This window comes from Aeromonas sp. R5-1, from assembly GCF_040908265.1.
In the GTDB taxonomy this organism is placed as follows: domain Bacteria; phylum Pseudomonadota; class Gammaproteobacteria; order Enterobacterales; family Aeromonadaceae; genus Aeromonas; species Aeromonas caviae.
The window spans coordinates 43,703-59,112 of record NZ_JBFODJ010000110.1; the positions used below are offsets into that span (position 1 = coordinate 43,703).

The window sequence follows — 15,410 nt, forward strand, 5'->3', positions numbered from 1 at the left end:
CCGAAAGAGGAGTGAGGCGGCATCTTACACAGGCGCGACAATCCTTGTCACAGGGTTTTTAATGCTGAATTCTTGCTGAATGAAAAGGTTTTTCTTGTGTTAAAAGAGTGTGATAGGCAAGATCGTCTGCTTGTTACCCTGGAGGTGTAGTGTGTCCGACTGGATTGATCCCGCCATCTTGGCGCTCTTTATTCCCACGTTCTTTTTTGTCTCAGTAACCCCCGGTATGTGCATGACCCTGGCGATGACCCTGGGCATGAGTCTGGGGGTGCGCCGTACCCTGCACATGATGTGGGGGGAGCTTGTCGGCGTCGGCCTGGTCTCCGTGCTGTCGGTGGTCGGGGTGGCGGCAGTCATGCTCAACTACCCGGCCCTGTTCTCTGCATTCAAATATGTAGGTGGCGCCTACCTGGTCTGGCTTGGCATCCAGATGTGGCAGGCCAAGGGCAAGATGGCCATCCCGGCGGATCTCTCGGCGGGCCAGCAGACCAGCCCCATGGGACTGGCCGTGCAGGGGTTCGTGACCGCCATCGCCAACCCCAAGGGGTGGGCCTTCATGGTCTCCCTGCTGCCCCCCTTCATCAATGCAGCCAAGCCGATGGCACCCCAGATAGGTGCCCTGGTCGCGCTCATCCTGGTCATCGAGTTCTCCTGCCTGATGCTCTATGCCAGCGGTGGCCGCACCTTGCGCCATTTCCTCGCCAAGAGCGGCAATGTCACTCTGATGAACCGGATCGCGGGCTCTCTCATGCTGTTTGTCGGGGTCTGGCTGGCCCTCGGCTAAACACCCGCTCAATCTGCCGCCCTATGTGACGCCATGGGGCACCTGAAGAGAGATGATGCAAAAAGGCCACCTCCCTGCCCGGGAGGTGGCCTTTTACATGGGCCCGTTTTTTCATGACCCCACTTTTCATGGACTCATGAGGTCAGTCGGTCAGGCAGTCCGGATCGAACACGTACTCCCCGGCCAGCCAGCGCAGGATCTCGTTCACGCAGGCCTGATCCTGGAACGGCAGGTAGCGGCCCTTGAGATGGATGACCTGCTCGGGGGTGAGCTGGGCCAGACCGATGTCCTGGAAGAGCGGCAGGTCGGCCTGGATCATGGCGGAGATCTGCGGCCCGCAGGTGGCGTTGAGGGAGGCGTGCAGCGCCTTGTCAGGATCGTACTGCTTGCCGAGCTTGTAGCTCATGGGCAGGGTGGCGAGCGGCAGGGCCGAGAGGGCCGCCTGCTTCATGGGATTGACCGCATGGCCGCTCACGAGATCCGCCAGCTCTGCCGGACGGTTTTCGAAGGCGCGCAGGTGCAGGAAGCTGCTCGCCTTGCTGCCGTCATTGACCGGATAGTTGTCCCACAGGAAGGGCTTGCGATGGAGCCAGTCGGCGGCCTGTTTGAGGTGGGGAGCCGGATACTCGGTGGAGCAGACTTTGGGGCCGGTCCAGAAGACATCGATGCGCCTGTCGAGCCCCTGACCCAGATCCTGCAGATAGTGGGGGGGCATGGCACCGAACACCTTCTCCAGCACCGGATCCGTGCTGTAGTAGCTGGGGCAGAACAGCAGGCGGCCTGCGTCGGTGTGGGCCGCGATGTCGTGGGCGATGGTGAGCTGCCAGTGGGCGAGATCCGGGGTGTCCCCCTTCATGTCGTCAAACAGGATCGCCAGGATATCGGGCTTGAGCGCCTCTTCGATGAGCCTCACCTTCTCCAGCAGGGCGGGTCGCTGGCGGGCATAGTCGTGATGGGCCCCCATGGGGCTCAGGCCCACCCCGAAGGCCAGACCGTTCTCCCGGCACTGGCGGGCGAGCTGGCACAGGGCTTCAAGCTGGTCGGCGGGCCAGGGTGTGGCCCAGTGCTTGCGCAGGTAGCCGTCTTCCTTGGGGGCGTAGAGGTAGAAGCCATAGCCGTGGCGGGGCAGCCACTGGGCGTAGCGGGCACGGGCTTCCCAGCTCCAGCCCTTGCCAAAGAAACCCTCGATGAGGCCCAGCTTGGGCGAGGGAGGATACAGACCGGACAACAGGGTTTGATAAGGCATGGTTCACTCCCTTCTCACACAAATGCGGGCTACGATGGCCGGCGCCTAGACGGGGTCTTCTTCCAGGAAGCGTACCCCTATCTTGCGGGGTTCACCCTCTTCCATTTCCGCCACCGTCCAGAGCAGTCCCTGCCAGGCGACATGGTCACCGACCACCAGATTATCGCCCAACTGATGGGCAATAAAATCGCCGAGGCTCTGATCCGCCACCTCGCTCACATCCAGCCCGTAGAGCGGGGCGAGATCCACCAGCCTGGCGTTGGCCTCCAGCAGGAAGTCACCGAAGAAGCGCGGGCCCAGATCCTGCTCCGGCGCCTGGCTGAAGAGCTGACCGAGGGCGGGCAGGTCGTGCTCGTGGCCGATGACGCAGAGGATGTCATCGGATTGCAGGCAGGTACTGCCCGAGGGGTGGAGCAACTCCTGGCCGCGGAACAGGGCGCAGATGCGTGTGCCCTGGGGCATGCGCAGCTCCCGCAAGGGAGAACCGATGCACCACTTCTCGGCGTTCAGGCGATAGACGAAGGTTTCCCACTGGCTGTCGAGATCGATTTCCAGCCCAGAGCGGTTGATGGGAGAGGGCGGGGCGGGCACCTCCACTCGCGCCAGCTTTGATGCCAGTGGCAGCGAGCTGCCCTGCAGGATGAGCGAAACCAGCACCACGAAGAAGGCGACATTGAAGTAGAGCTGGGCATTGGGCAGCCCCGCCATCATGGGGAAGACCGCCAGGATGATGGGCACGGCGCCGCGCAGCCCCACCCAGGAGATGAACCAGCGCTCGCGGGGCGCGAAGTTCTTGAACGGCAGCAGTCCAATCCAGACCGACACCGGACGGGCAAACAGGATCATCCACATGGCCAGGGCCAGCGCCGGCAGGGCGATGGGCAGCAACTTGTGGGGAGAGGCGAGCAGCCCCAGCACCAGGAACATGCCGATCTGGCTGAGCCAGGTCAGGCCGTCCAGCACGGAGAGGGTGGTGCTGCGGCTGCGCAGGGAGAGGTTGCCAAGCAGCAGGCCGGTGAGGTAGATGGCCAGGATGCCGCTGCCCCCCACCGCCGTGGTGAGGGCGAAGATGAGCAGGCCGCCGCTCACGGTGAGCAGGGGATAGAGACCGGGGGCGAGGCGAGCGGTGTTGATGAGTTTCCACAGCAGCCAGCCTCCCGCAAGGCCGATGCCTGCGCCCAGACCAAACTGCTTGACGAGTTGCAGCAGCAGGAAGCCGGCATCCAGCCCCTGCTGGGCGGTGGCCAGCACCTCGATCAGGGTGACGGTGAGAAAGACCGCCATGGGGTCGTTGCTGCCCGATTCTATCTCCAGGGTGGCGCTGACCCGCTCGTTGAGGCTGCGCCCGCCGAGCAGGGAGAAGACCGCCGCCGCATCGGTGGAGCCGACGATGGCACCGATGAGCATCCCCTGCATCAGGTTGAGGTCGAACAGCCAGGCGGCGGCGAGGCCCGTGAGGCCGGTGGTGATGGCCACCCCGACTGTGGCCAGCGAGAGCGCGGGCCAGAGCGCGACCCGAAAGGAGGAGACCCGGGTGCGCATGCCGCCGTCCAGCAGAATGATGGCCAGTGCCAGGTTGCCCACCAGGTAGGCGACCGAGTAGTCGGCGAAGTGGATGCCGCCGGGACCATCCTCACCCGCCAGCATGCCGACGGCGAGGAAGATGACCAGGATGGGGATGCCGACTCTGGAGGAGAGTGCGCTCAACAGGACACTGGCGCCCACCAACAGGGCACCGATGAAGAAGAAACTGTTGACGGTGGTGGCATCCAATGGCGAACTCCTTATGGCGGGCTGCAAAACAGGCACATTATATGCAGATTGACCCCCTTTGTGTGGCTTAATTGTGCATTGTTTTGCAGTTTTTTACGTTTGTTGCGCAGTTTTCAAGCAGGGCGAGGGCGAAGTGACCGCGCGGGAAAGCGCAGGGAAAGGGGGCAATGGATGGGGCTTTCAGGGCCGGCTCAGGGGGCGGCAGAGGGCGGAAAAATGCCGTGGACGGGAAGGGGGCAGGAGCGCCGACGGGCTCCTGCGAGGAGGGTCAGTCGTCCTCGTCGTCCTTGACCTCCCGGATCTTGTCCTTGTACTTGGGCAGTTGTTTCTCGAGCTGCTTCATGTCCTTGATGGCGTTGAGAAACAGGCCGAGCAAAAACAGCAGCGGCAAGCCTATCCATAACCACAAGCTCATCAGAATCTCCTTTCGTGGTGTGCCGGGGTGACATAGCGGGCCAGGATCTCGTCGAGATGAGCCAGGATGCACTCCTTGCCTTCAATATCCGCCCGTTCCAGACAAAGCGCCAGCGCCGCCGGATCCAGGGCCAGCCCGTCGGATTCGGGCGCGAAGCTCAGGTGCCAGGGCTCGTAGGCCACCCCCTGATCCGGTTGCTCCCCTTTTGCATAGGGCAGGAAGAAGCCGAAGTCGTTCATGTGATCGTCCAGCCATTCGCGCAAATCGGCAAACCAGCCGCCCGCCTCGTACTCCCAGGGTTCCAGCGCGAGCCGGGTGCCGGCGGGCAGGCAGTCCGGATCGTAGATGTCGAGATCCGTGCCCCAGTGATGGCGGCTGGTGCCGGGCAGGGCGCTCCAGTGCAGGATGGCGTGCAGTCGCTCGGTCTCGCCCAGTTGCAGGGCATCGAGGGGCTGGTTGTGCGCATCCAGCAGAGGGCGCTCCCCGCGCCATTTGCCGTTCCAGATGGCGAGCTGGCGCTCGAAGCCGCGCCAGCTGGAGGCCGCCTGCAGGTTGAAACCGGCATGGGCGGCAGCCACCTGCATGTCGTTGAAGGCCGCCGCGGTGGCGGCGGTCAGACGATGGGGGCCGCGCCCCACCAGGATGAGGTGGCTCTCATCCAGCCCAAGAAGTTGATCCTGATTCATGGTCTGGTCTCTCTTGTCCGGAGCACCGCTCATACCAGCAGTCGTGCCAGCACCCCTTGGTACATGTCCGCCAGCAGATCCAGATCGTCCGCCTTCACGCACTCGTTCACCTTGTGGATGGTGGCGTTGACCGGGCCGAGCTCGATGACTTCCGCCCCGGTGGGAGCGATGAAGCGCCCATCGGACGTGCCCCCCGTGGTGAGCAGGGCCGGCTGCTGGCCGTTCACTGCCGCCACGGCGGCGACGGTGGCGTCCAGCAGGGCGCCGGTGTCCGTCAGGAAGGGCTGGCCGGAGAGGGTCCACTTCAGCTCGAAGTCCAGGCCGTGACGGGTCAGCAGCGCCTCGACCCGCTCGCGGATAGCCGCATCGGTGAGCTCGGTGCTGAAGCGGAAGTTGAACTGGACCTGCAACTCCCCCGGAATGACGTTGGAGGCGCCGGTGCCGCCCTGGATGTTGGCGATCTGGAAGCTGGTGGGGGGGAAGTAGGCGTTGCCCTTGTCCCACTCGATGGCGGCGAGCTCCGCCAGCGCCGGGGCCGCCTTGTGGATAGGGTTGTCCGCCAGATGGGGGTAGGCGACGTGGCCCTGCACCCCGCGCACCAGCAGATCGCCGGTGATGGAGCCGCGACGGCCGTTCTTCACCACGTCCCCGACCTGGGCGGTGGAGGAGGGTTCGCCGACGATGCACCAGCGGATCTTCTCGTTGCGTGCCTCCAGGGTGTCGATGACGCGCACCGTGCCGTTGATGAAGGGCCCCTCTTCATCCGAGGTGATGAGAAACGCGATGGAGCCCTTGTGGTCCGGGTGCTCGGCCACGAAGCGCTCGGTCGCCACCACCATGGCGGCCAGAGATCCCTTCATGTCGGCGGCGCCCCGGCCATGGAGCATGCCGTCCTTGATGGTCGGCTCGAATGGCGGGGTGTCCCACTTCTCCAGGGGGCCGGCGGGTACCACGTCGGTGTGGCCGGCGAAGCAGAAGAGGGGACCCTCGCTGCCACGGCGTGCCCAGAGGTTGGTGGTGTCCTCAAAGACCATGGGTTCGATGACGAACCCCAGGCGTGCGAGGCGCTCCGCCATCAGGGTCTGGCACCCTTCATCCAGGGGGGTCACGGAGGGGCGGCTGATCAGATCCTTGGCCAGTGTGATGACGTCCGACATCGGTGTTCCTTAACAGAAAAAGTTAACGGGAGAAGAGGGATTGATAGAGGTCTGCCTTGAAGCCCAGGGTCAGGGTGCCGTCCTGGTCCAGCAGCGGGCGCTTTATCATGGCCGGGTGGGCCAGCAGCAGGTCACGGACCTTGGCGGTGTCGAGCCCCTGTTTTTCTGCTTCCGGCAGGGCGCGGAAGGTGGTGCCACGGGTGTTGAGCAGGGCTTCCCAGCCCAGCTTGGCGAGCCAGAGATCGAGCTGCTCCGGGCTCAGACCGTCGGCGCGGTGATCGTGAAAGCGGTAATCGATACCCGCCTCTTCCAGCCACTTGCGGGCCTTCTTGATGGTGTCGCAGTTCTTGATGCCATAGAGGGTGGTGGCCATGGGGGATCCTTTGTCTGCGGGCCGGCGGCCCTGAAATCGTGCAAGGGCCCGATTCTGGCATTGTGGTCTCCCCATGGCAACGCTCATGGCCGGATGGGCTGGTTTTACCAGTCAGGCCGAGTGGAGAAGGGAGGGGGCCGCGCGCCAGCACACGCTGGTCTGTGACGGGATGCGCTGCGGCATCAAAGGGGGAGACCGGGGGCGGGAGGCCCTTATGCTGCACACCTGGCCGGATAGAACGACAGGGGGCAGGGCGCCTCACAGGGAAGCACACCTGGCCGGATGGGGCCGCTGGGGCCGGGGAAGAAACGGCGGGGGCCAAAAACCAGAACGCGCCTGCTGGTCTGGGCGCGTTCCGGATTCAGGGGGCGGCACTCAGTGCAGGGTGGTCCACTCGTGATCGAAGACCCGTGCCCGCTCCCAGGGGGCATCCGGCAGGCTGGAGGAGAGGCCGGCGTACTTGCCCACGTCATCCATCACGATGGCGGAGAGAATGGGCAGGTGATTTTCGGTGCAATACATGCGGATGCGTTGCAGCAGGGTACGCAGTTCATCCTGGCACTGCTCCAGCCCGGCCTGCCTGGCCAGTTTGGAGTAACGAATGGTGGTGCGTTCCTTTGCAGACTCGACGAGGATGTCCCACAGCTTGCAGTCGCAGGTCGGGGTGCCTGCGGTGGCTTGGTTTGTCATAACTCTCTCCGGTGCGAAATGGTCGCTCTGTGTCGACGGGCATCTTGGCCAGTTCACCCCGGCGGGATGTTGATCCAACGCAAACAAAGTGGCGGTTGTTGGTCAGGGATACCCTGGGGAGCATTCTAGATCCAGTTCCTTGATGTTAAATGTCGTTTTTAATTTTATTTTCGGAATAAAAATCTACAACCGTTTGCTTTTTCCATCTTTATTGATGGTGATCAAGAGGAAAGGGGAGATCCCCCACTAAATTGCGCTTCTCGATAATCTTGTCAGGAGTGCACCTTGGAACTCGTCTTCGTCTTGCTCGTGCTGATCGCCGTGGTCTACGGCATCATCAAGGATTACAACCCGCAGGCGGTGTTGGCGCTGGCGGGCATGGCCCTCTTTGCGGTGGCCTACTGGCTGGGATTGCACCCCATTCTGCCCGCTGACAAGAGCACCGGCTTCGCCCTGTTCGACCTGTTCGAGGTGTTCAAGGGGATCTTCTCCTACCGGGCGGCGGGCCTTGGCCTCACCATCATGGCGGTGGCGGGCTTTGCCACCTACATGTCCCATATCGGCGCCTCCCAGGCCCTGGTGCGGGTGGCGGTCAAACCGGTGGCGGGCATCCAGTCCAGCTACCTGATGCTGGCCATCTGCTACCTGGTGGCGGTCTTCGTCTCCCTGTTCGTCACCTCCGCCACCGGCCTTGGCCTGCTGTTGATGGTCACCATGTACCCTGTGATGCGCAACCTCGGCATCAGCCCGGCTTCCGCCTGCGGCGTCATCGCCACCTCCCAGGCGTTCGAAATCGGCCCGACCCAGACCAACGCCATCTTCTCCGCCGGTCAATCCGGCATGGATCCCACCAGCTACTTCGTCGACTACCAGATCTGGCTGGTGGCCCCCATGCTGCTGGTGACCATGGTGCTGCACTTCTTCTGGCAGCGGCACTGTGACCGTCAGGAGGGCTGGGATCCGGCCCTGCATCGCGGCGAGCACGCGGAGCTTGACGAAAAAGGGGCGGACGAGGTGGCCGCGCCAACCTGGTACGGCCTGCTGCCCATCATCCCCTTCGTACTGATGATGACCTTCTCCAAGCTCCTGGTGACCAGCATCAGCGTCAGCGTGGAGGTGGCCATGCTGCTGTCGGTCTTTATCGGCATGCTGTGCGAGCTGCTGCGCACCCGCTCGGTGCGCACCGCCTTCGCGGGGCTCTCCAGCTTCCTCGACGGCATGGGCAAGGTGTTCGGCCCCGTGGTGGCGCTCATCGTCTGTGCCGAGCTCTTCGCCGAATCCCTCAAGGCCATCGGCGCCATCGACACCCTGCTGCACTCTGCCAGCAATGCCGGCATCGGCAGCGGCCTGATGACCCTGGTGATGGTGGGGCTCATCATGGTGGCGGCGGTCATCATGGGCTCGGGCAACGCAGCCTTCCTCAGTTTCTCCTCCCTGGCCCCCGCGGTGGCAGCCAAGTTTGGCGTGCCAGCGGTGACCATGCTGCTGCCGATGCAGCTCGCCTCGAGCATCGGCCGCACCGTCTCCCCCATCGCGGCGGTGCTCATCGCCTGTGCGGGCATCGCCAAGGTCTCTCCCTTCGTGGTGGTCAAGCGCACCAGCGTGCCCATGGCGGGGGCCCTGGTGACGGCGCTGCTCCTCAACTATCTGCTGTTCATGTAAAGGCTCTGGTGTAGTAGAGGCGGCGGCCAGTTGATCCACGCTGGCCGACCGCCGTTGACGAGACGGCGTCGAGTGCCCGCCCACTCTTATCGTTGCAAAAACAGTCTGTGTTTTACGCAGATTGTTCCATGGAGAAGACAATGAACGACCTCACGCGCCCGTTTTCCCTCGATACCTATCTGGCGGATCTCGCCCCGCTCATCAACCTCGACTGCGGCACCCGCACCCCGGCCGGGGTGGCCCGGGTCGCCGACATCATGACCGAGAAATATGAGGCCATCGGCTGGCAGGTGACCCGCCACCAGTTCGCCGCCGAGTGCGGCCCCTGCCTCGAGGCAACCAATGCCCCGGGGGCGGATCACTACGACGTCATGCTGGTGGGCCACATGGACACCGTCTTCCCCGAGGGGACGGCGGCCAAGCGACCGCTGAAAATCGAAGGCAATCAGGCCTTTGGCCCCGGCGTCTCGGACATGAAGAGCGGCCTGCTCTCTACCTGGTATGCCTTGAAAGAGCTGGACCCGGCCGTGCTGGCCAGGCTCAAGGTGCTGGTTTGCTGCAACTGCGACGAGGAGATTGGTTCCCCCTGGTCCAAAGAGTGGCTGGTGGAGCGGGCCAGACAGAGCGGCTGCGTGCTGGTGGCCGAGGCGGCCCGCCCGAGCGGGGATCTCATCAGCGCCCGCAAGGGCAATGCCAAGTACCGCATCACCTTCCACGGCAAGGCCTCCCATGCCGGTTCGGCCCTGGCACAAGGGATCTCCGCCATCACGGAGCTGGCCCACTGGGTGCTCGCCATCAACCAGCAGGTCAACATGGAAACCGGTACCACCATGAACGTGGGGGTGGTGCAGGGGGGGACCGGCGTCAACGTGGTGCCCGACTTTGCCGAGGCGATCGTGGATCTGCGCTTCTGGCGCAACGAAGAGGCGCAGGCGGTGCACGACCGGCTCACCTTCATGGCCAACAACCCCTTCCTCGCCGGTTGCCGGGTCGAGGTGGCGCGCCAGAGCTTCAAGCCCGCGATGCGCCCGAGCGGCGACACCGAGGCCCTGATGGCACTGGTGGAGGCGGCAGGCAGGGAGGAGGGAGTCCCTTTCACCTGGCTGGAGGCCGGTGGCGGCTCCGATGCCAATTTCACCGCGGCGGCCGGGGTGCCGTCCCTCGATGGCTTCGGCCCCATGGGGGGTGGCTTTCACTCGGAGGCGGAGTTCCTGCTGCTGGACAGCATCGAGCCGCGCATCCGCCTGCTTAAGCGGGTGCTGGGCAAGCTGGCCAACTAGGTCAACGTTAAGGACAAGCAAAACGGGAGGCCAGCGCCTCCCGTTTTTTATGTGTCGCCCTCGTGAGACGTCATTCCTCGTCCTCCAGCAGATAGGCGAGGTGCTCCTGGCGCGCCACCTGCCAGTGGCCGAGTGTCAGCGGCGCCGCAAACCCGGGGCCGTCGGTCACCATGGTGTGGTACTCCCCCTGCTCGCCGCAGGCATCGAAGCCCCGGGTTGCCGCCAGTTGCTGCAATTCGGCCAGGGTGGCCGCATCGAGCCTGCGCCCCACCCACTCGGGGGCCAGTACCCGGGTATCGACGCAGGAGAGGTGGGCGACGATGCCGCGGGCCAGCATGTCCGCCAGCAACGCCTCGCGGGGTTGTTGCCATAGCGGGGTGTGAACGGTGAGCCCCAGGGGTCGACAGCGCTCGCGGATCCAGTTCGGCGCGCCCCCCACGCTGTCGATGTCGCCGGTGACGACCCCATCGAGTTGCCACTCCTCTTTCAATGCCGCCAGCGCCCGCTCATAACCGAGATCGAACGGTGCTTCGATGGTGACCAGCTGATGGGGCAGTGCGAGGGCCGCCGCCTGACGGCGAACCTGTGACAGGGGATGGGCGAGAAAGCGGGGCGCTGGCGGGGCAAAGGTGATCAGGGCTACCACCTGATGGCCCGCTTCCCGGGCGTGGCAGAGGGCCTGCATGGCATCTTTGCCGCCGCTCCAGAGCAGGATGACGCGAGACATGGGGGATTTCCGCTGAATAAAAGAGGGCTCATGCTACCCAGAGTGGGGGGCGATGGCAAAGCGCGGGCCGGGGATGCGGGGATAAAAAAGCGGCTCCCACGGGGAGCCGCTCGCACTGGATGCCTGTTACAGCAGGATGCTGGTCAGGATGAAGCCCAGGGTACAGGAGGTCACCACCCCGATGAGGCCCGGAATGATGAAGCTGTGGTTGATGATGAACTTGCCGATGCGGGTGGTGCCGGAGCGGTCGAAGCCGATGCAGGCGAGATCGCTCGGGTAGGTCGGCAGCACGAAGTAGCCGTAGCTCGCCGGCAGGAAGGCGATGAGCAGTTTGGGTTCGACCCCCAGCGCCAGCCCCATGGGGGCGATGGCGGTGAGCGCCGCGGCCTGGCTGTTCACCAGCTTGGAGATGAGGAAGAGCACCAGGGCGTAGGTCCAGGGCTGGGCCTGTACCACATGGGCCAGGGTCTCCTTGAGCAGCGGCATGTGGGCCTGGAAGAAGGTTTCACTCATCCAGGCGACCCCGAACACGGAGAAGATGGCGACCATGCCCGCCTTGAAGACGGCGCCGTTGGCGATCTCCCCCGGCTTGACCTTGCAGCGCATCAGGATGATGGCGCCGGCGATCAGCATCATCATCTGGATCACCAGGTTCATGGAGAGGGGCCCCGTCTTCTCCTTGATGGTGAAGACGGGGCGCAGCGCCTCATCGGCCCCCAGCAGCACCACGGCAGCGATGGCGGCGAAGAAGATCCAGGTGGACCAGTAGGCCTCTTTCGGGAACTTGGTGTTGAGCAGGGTTTCACCACCGCCGTAGATGAAGTCCCGCTGGGCAGGGTCCTTGATCTTGGCCTGGAACTCCTCGTCCTTGTCCAGATCCTTGCCGCGGCGCAGGCTCCACAGGGCCGCCATCATGACACCCATGAGAGAGGAGGGGATGGCGACCATCAGGATGTCGAGCAGACCGTAGGCCTGACCCACGCCGTGAGCCGCCGCCAGGATGGAGACCATGGAGACCACGGCCACCGAGACCGGCGAGGCGCAGATGGCCATCTGGGAGGCTACGGACGCCACTGCCATGGGGCGCTCCGGACGGATGTTCTTCTGCAGCGCGATGTCGGCGATGATGGGGAACATGGTGTAGACCACGTGGCCGGTACCGCACAGGAAGGTGAGGGTCCAGGTCGTGAGCGGCGCCAGCAGGGTGATGTACTGGGGGTGACGGCGCAGCAGACGCTCGGCCACCTGCATCATCAGGTTGAGACCGCCGGCGGTCTGCAGGGTGGCGGCGCAGCCAATGACCGCCAGTATGGTCAGCATTACCTGCACCGGCGGCTCGCCCGGCACCAGGCCGAAGACGAAGGTCAGCAGGAACAGACCAATGCCGCTGATAAGACCCAGCCCCATGCCCCCGAAGCGGGTACCCAGCAGCAAGCAGCCGAGTACCACCAAAAATTCCATCAAGATCATTCCATTACCTCGTGTGTTTTATCCATGTCCCCATCGGCCAGCTGCCCGGGATCCGCTGTCATCAATTACCCCTGAAGGGTTAATGAATATTTTGTCACCCCTAAAGGGGTAAAAAATTGCGTTGCTTCAACAACCGGCTTTTTTCCGATTTAAGTGCATAAAAACTACGGTTCAGCCCTTGAACAGGGGACCGCTTCCTGGCGCACACCAGATAAATGACGGGAAAGATGGGGGAGCGCACAGGGTTTGGAATGCAAAAGGCGGGAATAACACGTGCGGGAAGAGCGAGGCGGGCATAAAAAAAGCCGACCCCGGGGGGCGGCTTTTGCACGGTGCGAGTGGGCGGGTCGCCTTAGAACTCGGCGGTGCGGGGAGTACGGGGGAAGGGGATCACGTCGCGCACGTTGCCCATGCCGGTCACGTAGACCACCAGGCGCTCGAAGCCCAGACCGAAGCCGGAGTGGGGCACGGTGCCGTAGCGACGCAGATCGCGGTACCACCAGTAGTCTTCCTTGTTCAGACCCATCTCGGCCAGACGGGCATCCAGCACCTCGAGACGCTCTTCACGCTGGGAGCCGCCGATGATCTCGCCGATCCCCGGGGCCAGTACGTCCATGGCGGCAACGGTCTTGCCGTCGTCGTTGAGGCGCATGTAGAAGGCCTTGATGTCCTTCGGATAGTTCTTCACCACCACCGGGGACTTGAAGTGCTCCTCGGCCAGGTAGCGCTCGTGCTCGGAGGAGAGATCGATGCCCCAGGAGACCGGGAACTCAAAGCTCTTGCCGCAGTTTTGCAGCACGTCGATGGCATCGGTGTAGTCAATCTGGGCGAAGTCGGAGGCGACGAAGCGCTCCAGACGGCCGATGGCGTCCTTGTCCACGTGCTGGGCGAAGAACTCCAGATCGTCGCGGCGCTCGGTCAGCACGGCGTTGAAGACGTACTTCAGCATGGCTTCGGCCAGGGCGGCGTTGTCTTCCAGATCGGCGAAGGCCACTTCCGGCTCCACCATCCAGAACTCGGCCAGGTGGCGGCTGGTGTTGGAGTTTTCGGCGCGGAAGGTCGGGCCGAAGGTGTAGACCTTGGACAGGGCGCAGGCGTAGGTTTCGACGTTCAGCTGGCCGGACACGGTCAGGAAGGTCTCCTTGCCGAAGAAGTCCTTGTCGTAGTCCACCTTGCCTTCGGGGGTGCGCGGCAGGTTTTCCATGTCCAGGGTGGAGACGCGGAACATCTCGCCGGCCCCTTCAGTGTCGGAGGCAGTGATGAGGGGCGCCGCGATCCAGAGGTAGCCCTGTTCGTGGAAGAAGCGGTGAATGGCCTGGGAGAGGCAGTTGCGCACCCGGGTCACGGCACCGACGATGTTGGTGCGGGCACGCAGGTGGCCCTGCTCGCGCAGGTACTCGATGCTGTGGCGCTTGGCAGACATGGGGTAGGTGTCCGGATCTTCGACCCAGCCCACCACCTTGACCTCGGTGGCCTGCAGTTCGAACGCCTGGCCGCTGCCCTGGGACTCGACCACGGTGCCGGTCACTTCGACGGAGCAAGCTGTGGTCAGACGTTGCACTTCATTCTCGTAATTGGCCAGGGTATTGGGGGCGACGGCCTGCACCGGATGGAAGCAGGAGCCATCGGAAACGGCCAAAAATGAGATTCCCGCCTTGGAATCGCGGCGGGTCCGGATCCACCCTTTCACAGTCAGGGTGGTGCCGACCGAATACTTACCGGCCAGCACATCAACTACGGATGCGTGCGTCATCGAAATATTGTCTCCAGCTTGTTCTTGCAGCGCTATTTGCAACACTAGGGGTCTGGCCCGGGCGCAGTTGGCCCACCATGGCAGACTAAGCCGTTCATCTTACCCGCGCAGGTTTGATAAACAAGCAAAAATGTCGGACCCTTGCGGGGATTTCCCCATGCATCGTGCATGGATCATGGCGGCTGGACGGGGGTGAGGGTGAAGGAGCGCAGGCGGGGGCCGGATGGCTGGATACGGGTGTTGCAGGGGCTGGTGATCCTCTGCTGGGGCGGCTTTGTCGCCCTGCTCTCCCTCTATCACTTCGCCCGGCCAGAGGTGGCTTACGGCTTTCTGGTCTATGGGGGCGTCAAAGTGCGCCAGAGCTGGGACCCCCTGCTTACCCCCTGGCTGGAGCGCGGGCTCTGGGGTTGCTGCCTGCTGACCCTGGTGGTGCTGGTGCTGGCCCGTGGCCGCAGCCGCCGGCAGGAAGATGCCCGCCACGTCAATATCTTCATCCTGCTGCTGATCCTGGTGGCCTGCCTGCTGCTTTACTACCGGGGCTGAGGGCCGTCGCCGTCATCCATCCCCTGAGAGGCGGGGCGCTTGCCTATCTGGCGCTCCACGCTGTCGAGCATCTGGTTGTAGGCGAGCGCCACCCGGCCAATCTCGTCCCCTTCATCCCCCTCCAGCCTGTGGCCGAAGTCGTTGCGATCGGTGGCCTCCTCCATGGAGCGGGTCAGCTGGTTGAGAGGGCGGACTATCCAGGTGCGGATGACCCAGAGGGTGAGCAGGAGTCCCAGCCCGAAGATGAGGGTGAGGCTCAGGGCCGAGGTGAGGATGTTCTGCTCCACCCGGGTAAACAGGGTGTCGAGGGAGTAGTCAAAACGCACCGCTCCCAGTACGGTGTTTTCCGGCACCTGGTGGCAGCTGGTGCAGTCGGTACCGCGAAAATCCTTTCTGGCCAGCAGCGGGCGGGTCACCACCAGCCGGCTGTGCATGCCGTCATGTTCTACCTCCAGGCTCCCCTTGCCCGCCAGCGCCAGGGCATCGTACCTGTCCTTCGGGGCCTCGACGTCACGGCCCGGCCCGTACTGCTTGTTGACCGCCGCCCCGCGCACGATGCGGGCATCTTCCACGTGGGCGTGATCGAGAAACTTGGCGCGCAGGGTGTCGCGGGCGTCCATCTTGCCGGTCAGCATCAGCATGTTGAGGCCGTCGAAGTAGGCCTCGGTCTGCTCGCGGCTCTGTTCCTTGATGAGGGTCAGGATGAGGTCACGCTCGCGCACCGCCTGATAGGCCGCGGAAAACACCAACACCATGGAGAAGATGAAGAGCAGGAAGAAGTTGATCTTGGCAGCAATGGAGAGGCGCATGGGACTGGTACATCTGTTGGGTAAAACCCGCGCAGTCTACTC

At 63.8% G+C, this 15,410-nt stretch carries 15 protein-coding genes; 4 read left to right on the forward strand and 11 right to left on the reverse strand.

Features of this window, described 5'->3' with window-relative positions; all coding sequences use genetic code 11:
* Positions 1 to 151: 151 nt before the first annotated feature.
* Positions 152 to 784 (forward strand): LysE family translocator, encoded by a 633-nt coding sequence (locus AB5Y64_RS15660; protein ID WP_048207271.1) that lies wholly within the window; start codon positions 152 to 154, stop codon positions 782 to 784.
* A gap of 142 nt (positions 785 to 926) precedes the next feature.
* Here AB5Y64_RS15660 and AB5Y64_RS15665 read toward each other — a convergent pair whose 3' ends face one another.
* The 7 genes from AB5Y64_RS15665 to AB5Y64_RS15695 all read right to left on the reverse strand — a co-directional run bounded on the left by AB5Y64_RS15665 (position 927) and on the right by AB5Y64_RS15695 (position 7,124).
* On the reverse strand, positions 927 to 2,030 hold the full coding sequence (locus AB5Y64_RS15665; RefSeq protein ID WP_368204199.1) for a beta-N-acetylglucosaminidase domain-containing protein: 1,104 nt from the start codon (positions 2,028 to 2,030) through the stop codon (positions 927 to 929).
* Positions 2,031 to 2,075: 45 nt separating this feature from the next.
* On the reverse strand, positions 2,076 to 3,803 hold the full coding sequence (locus tag AB5Y64_RS15670) for a potassium/proton antiporter (protein WP_368204201.1): 1,728 nt from the start codon (positions 3,801 to 3,803) through the stop codon (positions 2,076 to 2,078).
* A gap of 268 nt (positions 3,804 to 4,071) precedes the next feature.
* Entirely contained in the window at positions 4,072 to 4,218 is a 147-nt protein-coding gene (locus AB5Y64_RS15675; RefSeq protein WP_010674048.1) for a hypothetical protein, read from the reverse strand.
* The gene (locus tag AB5Y64_RS15680) at positions 4,218 to 4,904 is read right to left on the reverse strand and encodes a M15 family metallopeptidase (RefSeq protein WP_029314223.1); all 687 of its coding nucleotides are present in this window, start codon (positions 4,902 to 4,904) and stop codon (positions 4,218 to 4,220) included. Before AB5Y64_RS15680 ends, AB5Y64_RS15675 begins: the two co-directional genes overlap by 1 nt.
* 29 nt (positions 4,905 to 4,933) lie before the next feature.
* Complete coding sequence (gene dapE, locus AB5Y64_RS15685; protein ID WP_368204203.1) at positions 4,934 to 6,061, reverse strand: succinyl-diaminopimelate desuccinylase; 1,128 nt, start codon at positions 6,059 to 6,061, stop codon at positions 4,934 to 4,936.
* Between the two features lie 22 nt (positions 6,062 to 6,083).
* Entirely contained in the window at positions 6,084 to 6,434 is a 351-nt protein-coding gene (locus AB5Y64_RS15690; protein ID WP_069652812.1) for an ArsC family reductase, read from the reverse strand.
* A gap of 375 nt (positions 6,435 to 6,809) precedes the next feature.
* Positions 6,810 to 7,124, reverse strand: a complete 315-nt coding sequence (locus AB5Y64_RS15695) for a hypothetical protein (RefSeq protein WP_010674057.1) — start codon at positions 7,122 to 7,124, stop codon at positions 6,810 to 6,812.
* Positions 7,125 to 7,409: 285 nt separating this feature from the next.
* Here AB5Y64_RS15695 and dcuC point away from each other — a divergent pair, with 285 nt between their 5' ends.
* Together dcuC and AB5Y64_RS15705 are read left to right on the forward strand one after the other, a co-directional pair.
* Positions 7,410 to 8,786, forward strand: a complete 1,377-nt coding sequence (gene dcuC / locus AB5Y64_RS15700) for a C4-dicarboxylate transporter DcuC (protein ID WP_069652810.1) — start codon at positions 7,410 to 7,412, stop codon at positions 8,784 to 8,786.
* Between the two features lie 140 nt (positions 8,787 to 8,926).
* Positions 8,927 to 10,066, forward strand: a complete 1,140-nt coding sequence (locus AB5Y64_RS15705) for a M20 family metallopeptidase (protein WP_368204204.1) — start codon at positions 8,927 to 8,929, stop codon at positions 10,064 to 10,066.
* A gap of 70 nt (positions 10,067 to 10,136) precedes the next feature.
* Here the strand turns inward: AB5Y64_RS15705 and AB5Y64_RS15710 are convergent, their stop codons facing one another.
* The 3 genes from AB5Y64_RS15710 to asnS all read right to left on the reverse strand — a co-directional run bounded on the left by AB5Y64_RS15710 (position 10,137) and on the right by asnS (position 14,016).
* Positions 10,137 to 10,793 carry a hypothetical protein gene (locus AB5Y64_RS15710; RefSeq protein ID WP_368204205.1) on the reverse strand — a complete coding sequence of 219 codons (657 nt, stop codon included), beginning with the start codon at positions 10,791 to 10,793 and terminating at the stop codon, positions 10,137 to 10,139.
* Positions 10,794 to 10,919: 126 nt separating this feature from the next.
* Positions 10,920 to 12,263, reverse strand: coding sequence for an anaerobic C4-dicarboxylate transporter (locus tag AB5Y64_RS15715; protein WP_041215561.1), 1,344 nt, complete (start codon positions 12,261 to 12,263; stop codon positions 10,920 to 10,922).
* A 352-nt stretch (positions 12,264 to 12,615) separates the two neighbouring features.
* Positions 12,616 to 14,016, reverse strand: coding sequence for an asparagine--tRNA ligase (asnS, locus tag AB5Y64_RS15720; protein WP_039039869.1), 1,401 nt, complete (start codon positions 14,014 to 14,016; stop codon positions 12,616 to 12,618).
* A gap of 240 nt (positions 14,017 to 14,256) precedes the next feature.
* Between asnS and AB5Y64_RS15725 the strand changes: the two genes are divergently transcribed.
* Complete coding sequence (locus AB5Y64_RS15725; RefSeq protein ID WP_279976364.1) at positions 14,257 to 14,559, forward strand: hypothetical protein; 303 nt, start codon at positions 14,257 to 14,259, stop codon at positions 14,557 to 14,559.
* On the opposite strand, the gene AB5Y64_RS15730 is transcribed toward AB5Y64_RS15725, so the two are convergent.
* A complete protein-coding gene (locus AB5Y64_RS15730; RefSeq protein ID WP_279976362.1) occupies positions 14,547 to 15,368 on the reverse strand; it encodes a HAMP domain-containing protein in 822 nt (273 codons plus the stop codon). The two genes, AB5Y64_RS15725 and AB5Y64_RS15730, sit on opposite strands and share 13 nt — an antisense overlap.
* Positions 15,369 to 15,410 lie beyond the last annotated feature (42 nt).

Bases quoted from the DNA above. Each gene is read 5' to 3' on its own strand.
- dapE (WP_368204203.1), bottom strand. From the start codon at position 6,061: ATGTCGGACGTCATCACACTGGCCAAGGATCTGATCAGCCGCCCCTCC.
- AB5Y64_RS15710 (WP_368204205.1), bottom strand. From the start codon at position 10,793: ATGTCTCGCGTCATCCTGCTCTGGAGCGGCGGCAAAGATGCCATGCAG.
- AB5Y64_RS15675 (WP_010674048.1), bottom strand. From the start codon at position 4,218: ATGAGCTTGTGGTTATGGATAGGCTTGCCGCTGCTGTTTTTGCTCGGC.
- asnS (WP_039039869.1), bottom strand. From the start codon at position 14,016: ATGACGCACGCATCCGTAGTTGATGTGCTGGCCGGTAAGTATTCGGTC.
- AB5Y64_RS15695 (WP_010674057.1), bottom strand. From the start codon at position 7,124: ATGACAAACCAAGCCACCGCAGGCACCCCGACCTGCGACTGCAAGCTG.
- AB5Y64_RS15730 (WP_279976362.1), bottom strand. From the start codon at position 15,368: ATGCGCCTCTCCATTGCTGCCAAGATCAACTTCTTCCTGCTCTTCATC.
- AB5Y64_RS15680 (WP_029314223.1), bottom strand. From the start codon at position 4,904: ATGAATCAGGATCAACTTCTTGGGCTGGATGAGAGCCACCTCATCCTG.
- AB5Y64_RS15690 (WP_069652812.1), bottom strand. From the start codon at position 6,434: ATGGCCACCACCCTCTATGGCATCAAGAACTGCGACACCATCAAGAAG.
- AB5Y64_RS15715 (WP_041215561.1), bottom strand. From the start codon at position 12,263: ATGATCTTGATGGAATTTTTGGTGGTACTCGGCTGCTTGCTGCTGGGT.
- AB5Y64_RS15705 (WP_368204204.1), top strand. From the start codon at position 8,927: ATGAACGACCTCACGCGCCCGTTTTCCCTCGATACCTATCTGGCGGAT.
- AB5Y64_RS15665 (WP_368204199.1), bottom strand. From the start codon at position 2,030: ATGCCTTATCAAACCCTGTTGTCCGGTCTGTATCCTCCCTCGCCCAAG.